The organism is Methylocella sp., from assembly GCF_044226135.1.
GTDB lineage: Bacteria > Pseudomonadota > Alphaproteobacteria > Rhizobiales > Beijerinckiaceae > Methylocapsa.
The window spans coordinates 120386-135669 of record NZ_JBGAHM010000003.1; the positions used below are offsets into that span (position 1 = coordinate 120386).

General features: G+C 70.3%; 13 protein-coding genes. 4 read left to right on the forward strand and 9 right to left on the reverse strand.

Annotation, left to right across the window (positions count from 1 at the left end):
• Window position 1: 1 nt before the first annotated feature.
• On the reverse strand, window positions 2-445 hold the full coding sequence (locus tag ACILRB_RS02705; RefSeq protein WP_395664756.1) for a hypothetical protein: 444 nt from the start codon (window positions 443-445) through the stop codon (window positions 2-4).
• Window positions 446-546: 101 nt separating this feature from the next.
• The gene (locus ACILRB_RS02710; protein WP_395664757.1) at window positions 547-1959 is read right to left on the reverse strand and encodes a mannose-1-phosphate guanylyltransferase/mannose-6-phosphate isomerase; all 1413 of its coding nucleotides are present in this window, start codon (window positions 1957-1959) and stop codon (window positions 547-549) included.
• A 205-nt stretch (window positions 1960-2164) separates the two neighbouring features.
• Between ACILRB_RS02710 and ACILRB_RS02715 the strand changes: the two genes are divergently transcribed.
• The 3 genes from ACILRB_RS02715 (at window position 2165) to ACILRB_RS02725 (ending at window position 5956) form a co-directional block, all read left to right on the forward strand.
• Complete coding sequence (locus tag ACILRB_RS02715; protein WP_395664758.1) at window positions 2165-2779, forward strand: ribonuclease HII; 615 nt, start codon at window positions 2165-2167, stop codon at window positions 2777-2779.
• 135 nt (window positions 2780-2914) lie between these two features.
• The gene (locus ACILRB_RS02720; protein WP_395664759.1) at window positions 2915-4099 is read left to right on the forward strand and encodes a site-specific DNA-methyltransferase; all 1185 of its coding nucleotides are present in this window, start codon (window positions 2915-2917) and stop codon (window positions 4097-4099) included.
• 105 nt (window positions 4100-4204) lie between these two features.
• A complete protein-coding gene (locus tag ACILRB_RS02725) occupies window positions 4205-5956 on the forward strand; it encodes a PQQ-dependent sugar dehydrogenase (protein WP_395664760.1) in 1752 nt (583 codons plus the stop codon).
• A gap of 53 nt (window positions 5957-6009) precedes the next feature.
• On the opposite strand, the gene murI is transcribed toward ACILRB_RS02725, so the two are convergent.
• From murI to ACILRB_RS02745, 4 genes are all read right to left on the reverse strand, one after another.
• Window positions 6010-6846 (reverse strand): glutamate racemase, encoded by an 837-nt coding sequence (gene murI / locus ACILRB_RS02730; RefSeq protein WP_395664761.1) that lies wholly within the window; start codon window positions 6844-6846, stop codon window positions 6010-6012.
• A gap of 156 nt (window positions 6847-7002) precedes the next feature.
• A complete protein-coding gene (locus tag ACILRB_RS02735) occupies window positions 7003-7848 on the reverse strand; it encodes an RNA methyltransferase (RefSeq protein WP_395664762.1) in 846 nt (281 codons plus the stop codon).
• A 53-nt stretch (window positions 7849-7901) separates the two neighbouring features.
• Entirely contained in the window at window positions 7902-8759 is an 858-nt protein-coding gene (gene pdxY, locus ACILRB_RS02740) for a pyridoxal kinase (protein ID WP_395664763.1), read from the reverse strand.
• A complete protein-coding gene (locus ACILRB_RS02745) occupies window positions 8756-9649 on the reverse strand; it encodes a LysR family transcriptional regulator (RefSeq protein WP_395664819.1) in 894 nt (297 codons plus the stop codon). The genes pdxY and ACILRB_RS02745 overlap by 4 nt, the downstream gene beginning before the upstream one ends.
• A gap of 131 nt (window positions 9650-9780) precedes the next feature.
• Here ACILRB_RS02745 and ACILRB_RS02750 point away from each other — a divergent pair, with 131 nt between their 5' ends.
• Window positions 9781-10578 carry an SDR family NAD(P)-dependent oxidoreductase gene (locus ACILRB_RS02750; protein ID WP_395664764.1) on the forward strand — a complete coding sequence of 266 codons (798 nt, stop codon included), beginning with the start codon at window positions 9781-9783 and terminating at the stop codon, window positions 10576-10578.
• A 42-nt stretch (window positions 10579-10620) separates the two neighbouring features.
• Here ACILRB_RS02750 and rfaE1 read toward each other — a convergent pair whose 3' ends face one another.
• The 3 genes from rfaE1 to ACILRB_RS02765 form a co-directional block, all read right to left on the reverse strand.
• Window positions 10621-12204: a D-glycero-beta-D-manno-heptose-7-phosphate kinase gene (gene rfaE1, locus ACILRB_RS02755; RefSeq protein ID WP_395664765.1), complete on the reverse strand. Its 1584-nt coding sequence runs from the start codon at window positions 12202-12204 to the stop codon at window positions 10621-10623.
• A gap of 84 nt (window positions 12205-12288) precedes the next feature.
• Window positions 12289-13485, reverse strand: coding sequence for an AGE family epimerase/isomerase (locus ACILRB_RS02760; RefSeq protein ID WP_395664766.1), 1197 nt, complete (start codon window positions 13483-13485; stop codon window positions 12289-12291).
• 126 nt (window positions 13486-13611) lie between these two features.
• Entirely contained in the window at window positions 13612-15150 is a 1539-nt protein-coding gene (locus tag ACILRB_RS02765; RefSeq protein WP_395664767.1) for a YifB family Mg chelatase-like AAA ATPase, read from the reverse strand.
• Window positions 15151-15284: the final 134 nt, after the last annotated feature.

Consider the following 15284-nt stretch of genomic DNA (forward strand, 5'->3'; position numbering starts at 1 on the left):
GTCAGGGGCGCGCCATCTTGCAGTTCGGGGCCTGCGCGTCGAGCCGGTCGAGGCCGGACACGCACCAGTCGACGCCAAACCCGAAGCCGAGCGTGCCCATCGACTGGATGATCGAATAGGAGACCTCGCGCCGCTTGCCGTCGTTCATGGTGACGAGCGCCATGCAATAGCGGCGTGGAATATAGTCGAGCCCGTTGGAGCGGTAGCCGATCTCGCGCACCTCGTCGAAGACCGAGATGTCGAGGCCCGTGCGCCAGAACTCGCGCTCGCGGGCGTCGAAGGCGGTGCGGATCTCGCTCAGCACGTCACGGTCGGCGCAGGCCGGAACGTCGGGGCTGTAGGGCATGTATTGTCGCTCGGCCGGCGTGAGCGGCCGGGCGGAGGCCGGCGCCGCCGCGCCGAGACAGGCGAGAACCGCCAGGCTTGAAACCAGTTTTGCGATCATGGCCGTCCAGAGAGAAACAGGCGGGAGCCCGGCGCGAGGATGCGGCGCGCCGGGGCGAGCGTCAAGGCCGCGGCGCGGGCGCGTCGCGGCCGGCGCGCGGCTCAGCCGCGGTTGTAGACGTCCTCGATGCGGACGATGTCGTCCTCGCCGAGATAGGAGCCGGTCTGCACCTCGATGAGCTCGAGGTCGATGCGGCCCGGATTGGTCATGCGGTGGGTGCAGCCGATCGGCAGGTAGATCGACTCGTTCTCATGCACGAAGATGGTCTCGTCGTCGCGCTGCACCTCGGCCGTGCCGCGCACCACGATCCAGTGTTCGGCGCGGTGGAAGTGCTTCTGCAGCGAGAGGCGCTGGCCGGGTTTCACCACGATGCGCTTGACCTGATAGCGCGCGCCATTGTCGACCGACTGGTAATAGCCCCAGGGGCGATAGCTGCGCTTGTGCTCAAGCGCCTCCTTGCGGCCCATGTCCTTGAGCCTGTCGACGAGCTGCTTGACCTCGTCGCCCTTGTTCTTGTTGAGCACGAGCACGGCGTCCTGCGTCGTCACCACGATCACGTCGTCGACGCCGACGACCGCCGTGAGAAAGCCGTCGGAGCGGATATGGACGTTGGAGGCGTCGAGCACGACGCCGTCGCCGCGGGTCGAATTGCCGGCGCCGTCGCGCTCGGAAAGCTCCCATACGGCGCCCCAGTTGCCGACGTCCGACCAGCCGATGTCGGCGGGCGCGACCGCCGCCCTGTCGGTGCGCTCCATGACCGCGTAGTCGATCGAGATCTTGGGCGCGGCGCTGAACGCCTCCTTGTCGAGGACGAGGAAGTTCAGGTCCTTCTTGGCGCGGGCGACGGCGTTCGCCGCCGCCTCGGCGATGGCCGGCTGGTGCTTCTGCAGCTCGGCGAGCATCACGTCGGCGCGGAAGAAGAAATTGCCCGAGTTCCAGAGATAGCCGTCGTCGATGTAGCGCTGGGCGGTCTCGGCGTCGGGCTTCTCGACGAAGCCCGCGGCCTTATAGACCGAGCCGTCGCGCGTCACGGGCTCGCCCGGCCTGATGTAGCCGTAGCCCGTCGCCGGCGCGGTCGGCCTGATCCCCAGCGTGACGATGAAGCCCTGCCCCGCGGCCTCCGCAGCCTTCTTGCAGAGTTCGACGAAGCCCGGCTTGTCCTGGATCACATGGTCGGCCGCGAGCAGCGCGACCACCGTGTCCGGGCCGATCTCGGCCGCGATCTCGGCCGCGACGGCCACGGCCGGGGCGCTGTCGCGCCGCACCGGCTCGAGCACGATGCGGGCCTCGCGCCTGATCTCGGCGAGCTGCTCGGCGACGAGAAACCGGTAGTCATGGTTCGAGATCACCACCGGCGTCTCGAAGCAGTCGTCCTTCAGGATCTCTGCGGCCATCTGGAAGGTCGAGCGGGCGCCGACCAGCGAGATGAACTGCTTCGGCAGGCTCTCGCGCGATTCGGGCCACACCCTCGTCCCGGCGCCGCCGCACATGATGACCGGAAGGATTTTCGCCATTCTGTCTTTCCCTGCAGGCGGACCGCCTCTTTAGCATCCAAAGCCGCGCGGCGCGGCGCCTGACCTTCGAAGCCTTGAAAGGCCGGCGCGCGCCAACATCTGCGGCTCTGCGCCGCCCCTTAACCTATACATTGCGACGCGGCAATTGTCGCCCCCGGCGTCCCGCGCGTTGAAGGCGACGTGGTTTGCGTCTATGCCGTGCGCCATGGAGCCCGATTTCAGCTTCGAGCGCGCGCTTCTGGCGCGGGGCGTCTGGCCGGTCGCCGGCCTCGACGAAGCCGGACGCGGGCCGCTCGCGGGGCCGGTGTCGGCCGCCGCCGTGATTCTCGACCCCGGCGACCTGCCGGCCGGGCTCGACGATTCAAAGCAGCTGGCGAAATCCGCGCGCGAGGCGCTTTATGAACAGATCATGCGGCGCGCCGTCGCCGTCTCGGTCGCTTTCGCGAGCGCCGCCGAGATCGACGCCCTCAACATCCGCCGCGCCAGCCTGCTCGCCATGCGCCGCGCCGCGCGCGCCCTCGCGATCGAGGCCCGCCATGCGCTGATCGACGGGCGCGACCTTGTTCCCGGCCTGCCCTGCCCGGGCGAGGCGATCGTCAGGGGAGACGCCCGGTCGCTCTCAATCGCGGCCGCCTCGATCGTCGCCAAGGTCACCCGCGACCGCGCCATGACGCGTCTCTGCGCGCAGTTCCCGGCCTATGGCTTCAGCCGCCACGCCGGCTATCCGACCGCCCTGCACCTTGCGGCGATCGCCGAGCACGGCCCCTGCCCGCACCACCGGATGAGTTTTCGGCCGTTCAGCGGCGCGCCGCGCGGCTGACGAGCGGCGCGGGCCGCGCCGGCCCGCGGAGCCCGACCGCCTCAAATCGGGACAGGCCGTTCAGACCTGCGTGAAGGGGCCCTTTACCGCCGCGACGGTAAACGTAGCCGATCGAAAAACTGGCGGTTTTTACTCATGACCCGAACGAACGCCGCCGCGGCGCGGCGCGCTGCGGGCGCGGAGTCGCGCGCCTGGCCACGCCCCGCCCCCGTCGCTCAGGCCCCCGTCGCTCACGCGCTGCCGCTCGACGAAATCATCGTCGGCGACTGCCTCGAAGCCATGGCGCGGCTGCCGGCCGAATCGGTCGACGCGGTCTTCGCCGACCCGCCCTACAATCTTCAGCTCGAACAGGCCCTGACCCGCCCCGACCAGAGCCTCGTCGACGCGGTCGACGACGACTGGGACAAGTTCGAGAGCTTCGCCCATTACGACGCCTTCACCAAGGCGTGGCTGCGCGCCGCGCGGCGCGTGATGAAGCCGCACGCCACGCTTTTCGTCATCGGCTCCTATCACAACATCTTCCGCGTCGGCGCGACGCTGCAGGACGAAGGCTTCTGGATCCTGAACGACATCGTCTGGCGCAAGGCCAATCCGATGCCGAATTTTCGCGGCCGGCGCTTCACCAACGCCCATGAGACGCTGATCTGGGCGGCGAAGGACTCCGCGGCCCGCAACTACCGCTTCAACTATGAACTGCTCAAGGCCGGCAACGAGGACACCCAGCCGCGCTCCGACTGGATGTTCCCGATCTGCTCCGGGGCCGAGCGGCTCAAGGACGAACAGGGCCGCAAGGCGCATCCGACGCAGAAGCCCGAGGCCCTGCTCGCCCGCGTCCTGATCGCCGCGACGGCGCCGGGCGACGTGGTGCTCGACCCCTTCTTTGGTTCGGGCACCACCGGCGCGGCGGCCAAGCGGCTCGGCCGGCGCTTCATCGGCGTCGAGCGCGAGGAGGCCTACGCCGCCGCCGCCCGCGCCCGCATCGACGCGGTCGAGCCCCTGCCCGAGACGACGATCGCGCCGGCGCCGAGCCGCCGCAGCGAGCCGCGCGTCGCCTTTTCGGCCATCGTCGAAGCCGGGCTGATCGCGCCGGGCGCGATCCTCTCCGACGAAAAGAACCGCCGCCGCGCCGTCGTGCGCGCGGACGGGACGATTTCGCTCGAAGGCATCGTCGGCTCGATCCACAAGATCGGCGCGCTGGCGCAGGGCCTGCCGGCCTGCAACGGCTGGACTTTCTGGGGCTTTGAGGCGGACGGCGCGTGGCGGCCGATCGACGCGCTGCGCGCCATGGCGCGGGAACGGCTGCGCCGGGCGGAGGCCTGAGCCCAAGCGACGCCGGCCTCCGCCGACGCACGCTGTGCGGCCCCGCCCGCCCGCGCTATAATCGCTGCGCGCCGCCCCACGGCCGGCGGGAGGGAGAATCCAGCGATGCGGCGTCTTGTCCTGGCCGGCCTTTTGGCGCCCCTCGCTTTCGCGCCGCAAGGCCAAGCTTGCGCCGCGCCCGCGGCTGGCGCCGCGGCAAAACCCTGCGACACGGCCGGCCTCGCCCTGCCGCCCGGATTCTGCGCCACGGTCTTCGCGGACCGGCTCGGCCATGCGCGCCATCTTGCGGTCGGCGCCGACGGAACGGTCTACGTCAACACCTGGAGCGGCCCCTATTACAAGGACGCGGCCCCGCCCGAAGCGGGCTTCCTCGTCGCCCTGCGCGACAATGACGGCGACGGCCGCGCCGACGAGATCGGCCGCTTCGGCGAGCTTTACGCCGAGGGCGGGCGGGGCGGCACGGGGCTCGCGCTGCACAACGACGCGCTCTACGCCGAAGCCGGGGACCGCATCGTCCGCTATGCGCTGAAGCCCGGCGAGCTCGCGCCGAAAAGCGCGCCCGAGGCCGTCGTGTCCGGCCTGCCGCTCGGCGGCGACCACCCGATGCATCCCTTCGCCATCGCGCCGGACGGGGCGCTCTATGTCGATCTCGGCTCCGCCACCAACGCCTGCGAGGAAAAGAACCGGATGCCGCAGTCGCCGGGCAAAAAGCCTTGCGACGAGCTTGAGACCCGCGGCGGCGTCTGGCGCTATGACGCGGACCGGCTGGGCCAGACCTTTTCGCCGGCCGAGCGCTTCGCGACCGGCCTGCGCAACGCCGAAGGGCTCGCCGTCGACGCGCGGGGCCGCGTCTTCGCCACCCAGCACGGGCGCGACCAGCTCGCCGAGAACTGGCCGAAGCTCTACACCCGCGAGCAGGGCCGGGAGCTGCCGGCCGAAGTTCTCGTCGAGCTGAAACAGGGCGCGGATTACGGCTGGCCGGAATGCTATTATGACAACGCGCAGGGCAAGCTCGTGCTCGCCCCGGAATATGGCGGCGACGGCGCGCAAACCGGCGTCTGCGCCGAAAAGTCGGGGCCGGTCGCGGCCTTTCCGGCGCATTGGGCGCCAAACGACCTCGTCATCCATGAGGGGAACGCCTTTCCCGACAGCTACAGGGGCGGCGCCTTCATCGCCTTTCATGGCTCGTGGAACCGCGCCCCGGGGCCGCAGCAGGGCTATAACGTCGTGTTCCAGCCGCTCAGGAACGGCGCGGCGTCGGGCCCCTTCGTCGTCTTCGCCGACGGCTTCGCCGGCGCGAAGAAAGAGCCCGGGCGCGCCGCGCATCGCCCCTCCGGCCTCGCCCTCGGACCGGACGGCGCGCTTTATATTTCCGACGATCAGGCCGGGCGCGTCTGGCGCGTGACCTACGCCGGCCCGCCCGACGCCGACGTCGGGTCGGTCGCGCCGGCGGGGACGACGGGCGAGACCGCCGGCGAAGCCCCGGCGGGCGACGCCGAGGCCCTCGCCCGGATCGCCGCCCTGCCCGTCCACGCCGGCTCGACGCGCGAGGAAGTGGCGCGCGGCGCGAAGATCTTCAGCGGCGCGCAGGGTTCGGCCACCTGCGGCGGCTGCCACGGCTCGGACGCGAAAGGCTCGCCGATTGGCTCTGACCTCGCCAGCGGCCGCTTTCTGTGGAGCGACGGCAGCCTGCAGGGGATCACCGAGACGATCAAGAAGGGCGTGCCGCAGCCGAAGGAGCATGGCGGCGCGATGCCGCCGATGGGCGGCTCCGAGCTTTCGCCCGAGGAACTGCGCGCCGTCGCGGCCTTTGTGTGGTCAGTCAGCCGGCCCGCCGGATCGAACGGACCGAACTGAGGCTCCGCTGACGGCGGCCGCGCCCTTCCCGCCGACGCGCCCGGAGCTTCGCTTCAGGCGAAGACGAGCGGCATGGGTTCGCGCGCGATTTCGCCAAACCCGCGCTGGCGCAGCGCCGCGACGAGCTTTTCGTTCGGAGCCGTCTCGGCGGTGGACAGGGCGAGCGCCGGCTTCATGCGCGCGGCCGGGTCCGGCGCGAAGCCGAGCTCCTGCGTCAGCACATGATCGGTGCGCCGGGCGATCGCCGGCGCCGGGTCGATCCACTCCACAGGCCAGGGCGCGAGCCGTTCGAACAAATCGAGCAGCAGAGGATAATGGGTGCAGGCGAGCGCGACGCAGTCGGTGCGCCGGCCGCCCTCCTCGACGAAAGCCGGCGCGATCTCGCTCCGGATGGCGGCGTCCGACGGCGCCTCGCCCTGCATGAAGGCTTCGGCGAAGCTCGCGAGGCGGGCCGAGCCGACGAGCGTCACCTTGCAGTCGGCGGCGTAGGCCTCGATCAGGCCGCGCGTATAGTCGCGCGCGACCGTGCCGACCGTCGCCAGCACCGAGATCATGCGCGAACGCGAATGGGCCGCCGCCGGTTTGATCGCCGGCACGGTGCCGACGAAGGGAACATGCGGAAAGGCCGCGCGCAGCTGCGGCAGGGCGAGGGTCGAGGCCGTGTTGCAGGCCACCACCACGACGTCAGGCGCATGCAGCGCGATGAGCCGCCGCATGACGGCGACGACGCGCGGCGCGAGCGCGCTTTCCGGCAGGGCGCCATAAGGAAAGCCGGCCTCGTCGGCCGCATAGACATAGTCGGCGTCGGCGCGCAGCCGGGCGATTTCGGCGAACACCGTGAGGCCGCCAAGCCCTGAATCGAACACCAGAATTTTGGGCGCGCGCGCCATGAGCGATGCCGGTGCGATGGTGGTCTGGTCTTTCGGTTCCGCGCGTCGCGCCGGCCGGCGCGACGACCATGCGAGCATGCAAGCGCGCGCAGGTTAAGATCGTCTTGATCGCCGCAAAAGGCGCCGCAAAAAAGGCGCCTTCGCGCCGCGGCGGCGTCAACCGTCGTCCGGCTCCGGCTCCACGCTCCCGACGCCGGCCTTTTTCGCGCGCGGCTTCGGCCCGGCGCGCGGCCCCTCGACGAGCCGCACGAACATGCCGCGCAGGGTGCTGACGTCCTGCTGGCTGAGGTCGAGGCGATGGAAGATGTTGCGCAGATTGCGCCGCATCACCGGCGCCTTGTCGGGCGGCCTGAAGAAGCCGGCGCGCTCAAGCTCGCCCTCGAGAAAGGCGAAGAAGGACAAGACCATCTCGCGCGGCGCCGGCGGCGAGCGCGGATCGGCGACGAACGGCGCCCTCGCCTCGCTCGACGCGCGCATCCATTCATAGCCCATGAGCAGCACGGCCTGGGCCAGGTTGAGCGAGGCGTAGGCCGGATTGACCGGAAAGGTCACGATGCGGTCGGCGATCGCGACTTCGTCATTGGAGAGGCCGGTTCGCTCCGGCCCGAACAGAATTCCGCCCTTCGATCCCTCGCTGACGAGCGCGGCGGCCCGCGGCATCGCCTCGGCCGGCGTTTCGACCGGCTTGTGCTGGCCGCGCTCGCGCGCCGTGGCGGCGTAAAGAAAATTGAGGTCGGCGCAGGCCTCCTCGACGCTGTCGTAGAGCTTCGCGGCTTCGAGCAGATGCACCGCGCCGGCCGCCGCGGCGTTAGCGCCTTTCTTCAGCGCGCCCGTGCGCGGCCAGCCCTCGCGCGGCGAGACGAGGCGCAGGTCCGAGAGGCCGAAATTGGCCATGGCGCGCGCGCACATGCCGATGTTCACGGCAAGCTGCGGCCGCACCAGGACGATCGCGGGGCCGCCGGTCAGATTGAGTCGCGTGTGGTTCGTGCCTGCGCCGGTCATATCGACTTCTCGCCCGAATCGACGATGAAAGGCAATCTTGGCTTCGCCGCCGCTCAGGCGCCCGCGACGTCTTCGGCCCGCACGACGAGCTCATAGGAGTTTTCGCGCAGCGTGCGCGCGAGAACAGCGAAGACGCCTTTCACCGCCGCCTCCGCGGCCGCCAAAAAGGCCTCGCCCGCGGCGAGGCGGGCAGCGAGAAGCCCGGCGAAAAGATCGCCCGCCCCGTTCGGCCTGATTGGCAGGCGCGGCGTTTTGAGGCGAGACAGGACGTCGTCGTCGTAAAGCGCGGTCTCGATCTCCCCGGCCGGCGTGTCGTCGAGCCGCGCGCTGGTGACGGCGAGACGCTTCGGCCCAAGCCGCGCGAGGCGGCGCGCGGCGGCGCCAAGCCCCTCGACGTCGCGCGCCGGCGTTCCGGCGAGAAGCTCGAGCTCGAACAGATTGGGCGTCGCAACGTCGGCCAAGGGCATGATTTCGTCGCGAAAGATCGCGATCAGCTCCTTTTCGACGAACACCCCGGGCCCGTCGTCGCCGATCACCGGGTCGCACAGGCAGATGAGACGCGGATTGCGCGCCCTGGCCCGAGCGAGGAAGCCCGCGACCACGGCGCCGTTGGCGGCGGAGCCGAGATAGCCCGTCAGCACGACGTTCGCGGCCTCGACGAGCCCCCGCTCCTCGATCCCGCGCAACAGGTCGGCGACCAGCGCCGGATCGAGCGCCCCGCCGCGCAGGGTCGGATAGCGGGGATGGTTCGAAAGGAGCACGGTCGGGACGCAGGCGACGCGCGCGCCGAGCGCCTGCATGGCGTAGAGCGACGCGCCATGGCCGACGGCGCCGAACGCGACCTGGCTCTGGAGGGAGATGACCAAAGGGCCGGGACCAAGCCCGCGCTCCGGCGCGTCATGGCGGGTCATCGCGGGCCGTTCCCGGCGGCGAGCGCCGCGCGCAGGCGCGGCGTCATGAAATCAAGGAAGATCCTGATTCGGCTCGGCAGATTCCGGCGGCCGAAATGCAGCGCATGGATCTCTTCGGCGTCGACGACGACGTCGTCGAGCACGCTGACGAGGCGGCCCGCCGCGAGATCGGCGGCGACATGGAACTCCGCGAGCCGCGCCAGGCCGAGCCCCATGACCGCGAGTTCGCGCGCCGTCTCGCCGTCGCCGACGGCGAATCTGACGCGAATCTCGCGGTCGACGAGCCGCCCGCCGCTTTTGAGCGGCCACACGGCGGCGGCGCGGCGGAAGGCGAAGCCGAGGCAATCATGGCTTTCAAGGTCGGCGGCCGTCTTCGGCGTCCCGCGCGCGGCGAGATAGGACGGCGCGGCGACGACGCGCCGGCGCGCCAGCCCAAGCCGCACGGCGGCGAGCCCCGAATCGGCGAGGCCGCCGACGCGAAAGGCGACGTCGCATCGCGCCTCGTAAAAATCCACCACCGCGTCGGTCAGGCTCAGCTCCAGCCGCATCTGAGGAAAGGCCGCGGCGAAGTCAGGCAGCAGCGGCAGCAGGCAATGGCGGCCGAACGGAACCGAGGCGTTGACGCGCACGAGGCCTTTTGGCGCGGCCGCGCCGCCGGCGATCCCGGCGTCGAGCGCGTCGAGCTCTTCGAGCAGTTCTTCGGCGCGCTGGCGATAAAGCTCGCCCTCCGCCGTGAGGCGCAGACGGCGCGTCGAGCGTTCGACGAGGCGCGCGCCGAGGCGGCCTTCGACGCGCGTGACAAGCTTGGCCGCGGAAGACGGCGTCATGCCGACGGCGCGGCCGGCCGCGCTGAAGCTCCCGGTCCGGGCGACCTGAAGAAACACGGCCATCTCCCAAGCGCGCGCGTCGCCCACCGGATGATCCTGTCGCTGAATGACAAAGCGATCGAATTTTTCCTGCGATTTCGCGCGGCGGCAAGCGCTCTTAAATCAGCGCCGGACATCAATCGACGGAGGCGCATTTGGATCTCATGCTCGACGGCAAAACGGCGCTGGTCACGGGCTCGACCGCCGGCATCGGCCTTGCGATCGCGCGACGGCTTGCGGCCGAAGGGGCGAACGTCGTCCTGACCGGGCGTTCGCGCGAAAAACTCGACGCGGCCGCGGCCGAGATCGGCCGCTCGGCGCGGCCGGGCGTGGCGATCCGCGGCGTCGCCGCAGACGCCGGGACGGCCAAGGGCTGCGCGGCGATCGCCGACGCCGAGCCCGACGTCGACATTCTCGTCAACAATCTCGGCGTCTATGAATCGAAACCGTTCGCCGAGATCGCCGACGCCGACTGGCTTCGCATCTTCGAGATCAACGTCCTGAGCGGCGTCCGCCTGTCGCGCGCCTATTTTCCGAAAATGCTCGAACGCGGCGACGGACGGGTCATTTTCATCTCGAGCGAATCCTCGCTGATGATTCCGACAGAGATGATCCATTACGGAATGACCAAGACCGCACAGCTCGCGATCGCACGCGGCCTCGCCGGGATGACCACGGGAACCCGCGTCACGGTCAACACGATCCTGCCGGGCCCGACGCGCTCCGACGGCGTGATCGATTTCATCCGGAGCGTCGCGCATGATCCGCACGCGCCGCCGGCGGCGCTCGAATCCGAATTTTTCGAGCGGATGCGGCCGACCTCCCTGTTGCGCCGGATGATCGAGGCCGACGAGATCGCCGCGCTCGCGGCGTTTGTCGCGAGCCCGCTCGCCGCGGCGACCAACGGCGCCGCGCTGCGCGCCGAAGGCGGGCTCGTGCCGACCGCGGCATGACGCCCGGCGCGCGCAGGCGCCGGGCTTCGACGCGGCCGCGGCTCAATGCGTGACTTCGGCCTTTTTGACGAGCTTCGTCGTGGACTGGCCCGGCGACAGATCGGCCAGCACGATCCGCCCGCCCCGCGCGCGTACGACGTCGCCGCCGACGACCTGGTCTTCGGAATAGTCCGCGCCCTTGACCAGAACGTCAGGCTGCAGCGCCTGGATCAGCTCATAGGGCGTGTCTTCGTCAAACAGCACCACGGCGGACACGCCCTTGATCGCGCCCATGACGGCGGCCCGCGCCTCTTCGTCCTGGATCGGACGCGTCGGGCCCTTGAGACGGCGCACGGAAGCGTCGGAGTTCAGCGCCATGATCAGCCGGTCGCAGGCGGCGGCCGCCTGCCGGATCAGCGACACATGGCCAGGATGCAGCAGGTCGAAGCAGCCGTTGGCGACGCCGACCGTCAGCTTCTCCCGCGCCCAGGCCCAGCGCTGCGCCACCGCCTGATCGCGCGTGACATGGCGCCCGTCATTGACCGAAGGGGAAGCCACCTCAGAGGCGAGCGAGGCCGAAAGCTCGTCCGGCGTCACGCAGGCGGTGCCGACCTTGGCGACGACGACGCCCGCGCCATGATTGGCGAGCTTCATCGATTCCTGCATCGACAGGCCGGCGGCGAGCGAGACCGCCAGCACGGCGATGACCGTGTCGCCCGCGCCCGAGACGTCGAACACGTCCTGCGCGACCGTCGCCATGTGGATCGGGGCGCCTGACAGCGGAAAATAGGACATGCCCTTTTCGGAGCGCGTCAGCAGGATGTTGGCGTCGCAGCTTTCCTGCGCCGTGAGCGCCGCCGTGAGCGCCTCAGCGTCAGTGTCGCACGGAAGGCGCGTCGCAGCGGCAAGCTCCTTGCGGTTCGGCGTGAGGATCGTCGCGCCCCGATAGACCGAAAAATCGAGCTGCTTGGGGTCGACGAGCACCTTCTTGCGCGTCGCGTTGCACAGATCGATGACCTCGCGCAGAACGCGGGTCGACAGCGCGCCCTTGCCGTAGTCGGACAGGATCACGACGTCGGCGCGCGCCGCCGCCGCCGCCGCCGCCGCAATCATGCGCTCCTCGACGAGCCCGTCATAGGGCGCGGTGTTCTCATGGTCGACGCGCACGATCTGCTGTTGCGCGCCGAGCACCCTGAGCTTGCGCGTCGTCGGCCGGTCGGTGACGCCGATCATGCCCGAAAGGTCGACGCGGCCGTAGGATTCGAGGCAGCGCGCCAGTTCGTCGCGCGCATAATCGAGGCCGGTCAGGCCGACGACGTCGACGGTGGCGCCGAGCGTCGCGAGATTGGCGACGACGTTCGCCGCGCCGCCCGCGACCGAACGCTCGGCGACCGAACGGACGATCGGCACCGGCGCTTCGGGCGAAATGCGGCTGACGTCGCCATGCAGATAGCAGTCGAGGATAAGGTCGCCGATCACGGCGATGCGGCGGCCGGCGAACAGGTCCCGAACCGAGACGATCCGCGGCCCCCGGCCGGGCTCCGCGGCGCCCGGCGCCCCGCCGTCGGCTCCTGAATGACGCGCGAACGGCGAAACGCCCGCCTCGCCCTTCGTTTCGCCATGCGAATCAGGCTCGGACACGTTCATTGAAGGCTCCAGTTTAATTGCCGCGGCCATGGGCCGAGAAAAATCGACATGCAAGGCGGACGCCGGCCTCTCACGCGGGCCGGGTCATGTCCTGGCCGGTTCAAACACGCGGGACGCCTCCGCGGCGGCGAAGAAAAGATGGTAGAGCGAACTCGCCGGGACATAATCGACGAGCGGCGCGCCATCCTCGCCGATATGGTCCGTCCAGCCGCCGAGGAACGGGCGGTCGAGAAAGACCGAGGTCAGGGCGCCGACCATCCGGGCGGCGAGGGCCGGGGCGCCGGCGTCGGATTTTTCGGCCATCGCGGCGGCGGCCTTGAGCGCCTCCGTATGCGGCCACACGCGATGCGAGCTCTTGCGGACGATCATGTCGCGGTCGATCTCGTCGACGATCAGGCCGTCGTCGCCGAAGCCGCGCCGCGCCGCCGACTGATGCAGCTGAAGGATGAACGGCGCGAGCGTCTCGCCCGAAAGCCGCTCATATTGCGACAGCAGCCAGACCCATTCGAAATGATGGCCCGGCTCGAACAGGCCAGCCTTGGCCGAGTCCGGATGATCGCTCCAGTCCTGCGCGAAATATTCGAGCAGCACGCCCGGAACCGGCGTGAACAGGCGCGTGCGGAAGAGATCGACGATGCGGCGCGCCGGTTCGAGGAAGCCCCGCCCCGGGGCGGCTTCCTCAAGGGCGAGGAAAGCCTCGAGAAGATGCATCAGCGGATTTTGCCGCTTTGTCAGGTCGTCGACCGGAAACCGGTCAAAGAGCCCGCCGAAGGCCTTGTCTTCGAGCGAGGCGTCGATGAAGCCGGCCGCCTCGTCGGCGCGCCCGAGAAGCGTCGCGTCGCCGTTGAGCCGGAACAGCGAGGCGAGCGCGAACAGCACGAAGGCGTGGGCGTAGGCGTCGCGCACGGCGGAGACGACGGCGCCGTCCGGCCCGACCGAGAAGGCGACGCCCCGCGTCAGCTTTCCGTCGTCTGCGTAGAGGCGCAAAAGCGAGGCCATGGCGGCTTCGGCGCGGCGGCCGGATTCGGCGGGCGCCCAGCCGAGCCGCGCCGCATGCGAGAAGACGTAGATCTGGCGCGCCTGCACCATCGAGCGGCGCGGCGCGACGACAAGTGGGCGGCCGTCCCAGTCGAGACGCTCATGGAAGCCGCCGAGCGTGGCGTCGAAGCCGACGCCGCCCCAGAGCGGCAGCGCCGCCGTCGTGATCCAGTCGCGAAAGGCGGCGGCGGCCGCTCCAGCTGAAGCGCCGGCCTCCTGTTCGGCGGATGGCGCGTATGTCATCTGATCTGCTTCTCCTGAAACGGACCACGGGCGTGCCCCGCGGGAAACTCCCCCAAATCAGCTTGCGGTTCAATCCCCGCGGCGCGCGCGTTCAGCGCCGCCGGGCCGGGAGGCCAAGCGCGCCGCTCACGCCGCCCGCTTGAACCGCGTCACGTCGACGCGGTAGGACAGAGCCTCGGCGAGATGCGCGGCGCCGACGGTTTCGGCTCCCTCAAGGTCGGCGATGGTGCGGGCGATCTTCAGCACGCGATGAAAGCCGCGCGCCGAAAGCCGCAGGCGCTCCGAGGCGTCCTGCACCAGTCTGAGGCCGCCGGCGTCAGGCCGCGCCGCCTCCTCGATGACGGACGCGGGCGCGGCGGCGTTGGCGCCGACATGGGGAAGGCCCATGCGGGCGTAGCGCGCGCGCTGGACGGCGCGCGCGGCGGCGACGCGCGCGGCGACCTCGCGCGAGCCTTCTGAGGGCGTGGGCAGCATCAGATCGGCCGCCGAAACCGCCGGCGCCTCCACATTGAGGTCGATGCGATCGAGAAGCGGGCCCGAGACGCGCGTCTGATATTGCGCCATGCAACGCTCGTTGGGCTGGCGGCTGCAGGCGAATCCGAGATCGAGAGCGTGGCCGCAGCGGCATGGATTCATGGCGGCGACGAGCTGGAAGCGCGCCGGATAGACGGTGCGATGCGCCGCGCGCGAAATCAAAACCTCGCCCGTTTCGAGCGGCTGGCGCAGGCTGTCGAGCGCCTGGGCCGAAAACTCCGGCAGTTCGTCAAGAAAGAGCACGCCATGATGGGCGAGCGAGATTTCGCCCGGGCGCGCCTTGGCGCCGCCGCCGACGAGCGCCGCCATAGAGGCCGAATGATGCGGCGCGCGAAAGGGCCGCTGGTCGGTGAGCGCGCCGCCGGCGAGGTCGCCGGCGATGGAATGGATGAGCGAAACCTCAAGCAGCTCCGCGGGCGTCAGCGGCGGCAGGATCGAGGGAAGCCGCGCGGCGAGCATCGACTTGCCGGCGCCGGGCGGCCCGTTGAAGAGAAGATTGTGCCCGCCCGCCGCCGCGATCTCGAGCGCGCGCTTGGCGCTCTCCTGGCCCTTGACGTCGCGCAGGTCCAGCGTCGCGGCAGGCTGCGCGCGCACGCCCGGGCGCGGCCGCGCCATGGCCTGCGTCCCCTTGAAATGATTGACGAGCTGGATGAGCGACACGGGCGCCAGCAGGTCGAGATCGTCGCCGGCCCACGCGGCCTCCGGCCCGCAGTCGTGCGGACAGATCAGCCCATGGCCGCGCGCGCTCGCGGCGATGGCCGCGGGAAGCGCGCCGGCGACGGGCGCCACCGCTCCGTCGAGCGCCAGTTCTCCAAGGACGGTGTAGCCGCGGAGCGCGTCGGGCGCGATCGCGCCGATCGCGGCCATGATGCCGAGCGCGATCGGAAGATCGTAGTGGCTGCCTTCCTTGGGCAGGTCGGCCGGCGCGAGATTGACCGTGATGCGCTTGGCCGGAAGCGCGAGCCCCGAGGCGTTGAGCGCGGCGCGCACGCGCTCGCGCGATTCCGCGACCGCCTTGTCGCCGAGGCCGACGACCGAAAACGCCACATTGCCGTTGGCGATCTGCACCTGCACGTCGACCGGGCGGGCCTCGACGCCTTCAAAGGCGACCGTCGCGACTCTTACGACCATGCGTTGAACTCAGCCGTCATTCAACAAAGCATAGCGCGCCCCGCTGCCGCCGGCAAGAACAATGATAGAACGACGCCGGCGTTGCGAGTCCGGCGAAAGGGAGACTCAACGGGCGGAGCAGATTTTTGATCAAA

Excerpts from the sequence above, each read along its gene's own strand:
- ACILRB_RS02705 (WP_395664756.1), bottom strand. The coding sequence starts at position 445 with ATGATCGCAAAACTGGTTTCAAGCCTGGCGGTTCTCGCCTGTCTCGGC.
- ACILRB_RS02710 (WP_395664757.1), bottom strand. The coding sequence starts at position 1,959 with ATGGCGAAAATCCTTCCGGTCATCATGTGCGGCGGCGCCGGGACGAGG.
- ACILRB_RS02715 (WP_395664758.1), top strand. The coding sequence starts at position 2,165 with ATGGAGCCCGATTTCAGCTTCGAGCGCGCGCTTCTGGCGCGGGGCGTC.
- ACILRB_RS02720 (WP_395664759.1), top strand. The coding sequence starts at position 2,915 with ATGACCCGAACGAACGCCGCCGCGGCGCGGCGCGCTGCGGGCGCGGAG.
- ACILRB_RS02725 (WP_395664760.1), top strand. The coding sequence starts at position 4,205 with ATGCGGCGTCTTGTCCTGGCCGGCCTTTTGGCGCCCCTCGCTTTCGCG.
- murI (WP_395664761.1), bottom strand. The coding sequence starts at position 6,846 with ATGGCGCGCGCGCCCAAAATTCTGGTGTTCGATTCAGGGCTTGGCGGC.
- ACILRB_RS02735 (WP_395664762.1), bottom strand. The coding sequence starts at position 7,848 with ATGACCGGCGCAGGCACGAACCACACGCGACTCAATCTGACCGGCGGC.
- pdxY (WP_395664763.1), bottom strand. The coding sequence starts at position 8,759 with ATGACCCGCCATGACGCGCCGGAGCGCGGGCTTGGTCCCGGCCCTTTG.
- ACILRB_RS02745 (WP_395664819.1), bottom strand. The coding sequence starts at position 9,649 with ATGGCCGTGTTTCTTCAGGTCGCCCGGACCGGGAGCTTCAGCGCGGCC.
- rfaE1 (WP_395664765.1), bottom strand. The coding sequence starts at position 12,204 with ATGAACGTGTCCGAGCCTGATTCGCATGGCGAAACGAAGGGCGAGGCG.
- ACILRB_RS02760 (WP_395664766.1), bottom strand. The coding sequence starts at position 13,485 with ATGACATACGCGCCATCCGCCGAACAGGAGGCCGGCGCTTCAGCTGGA.
- ACILRB_RS02765 (WP_395664767.1), bottom strand. The coding sequence starts at position 15,150 with ATGGTCGTAAGAGTCGCGACGGTCGCCTTTGAAGGCGTCGAGGCCCGC.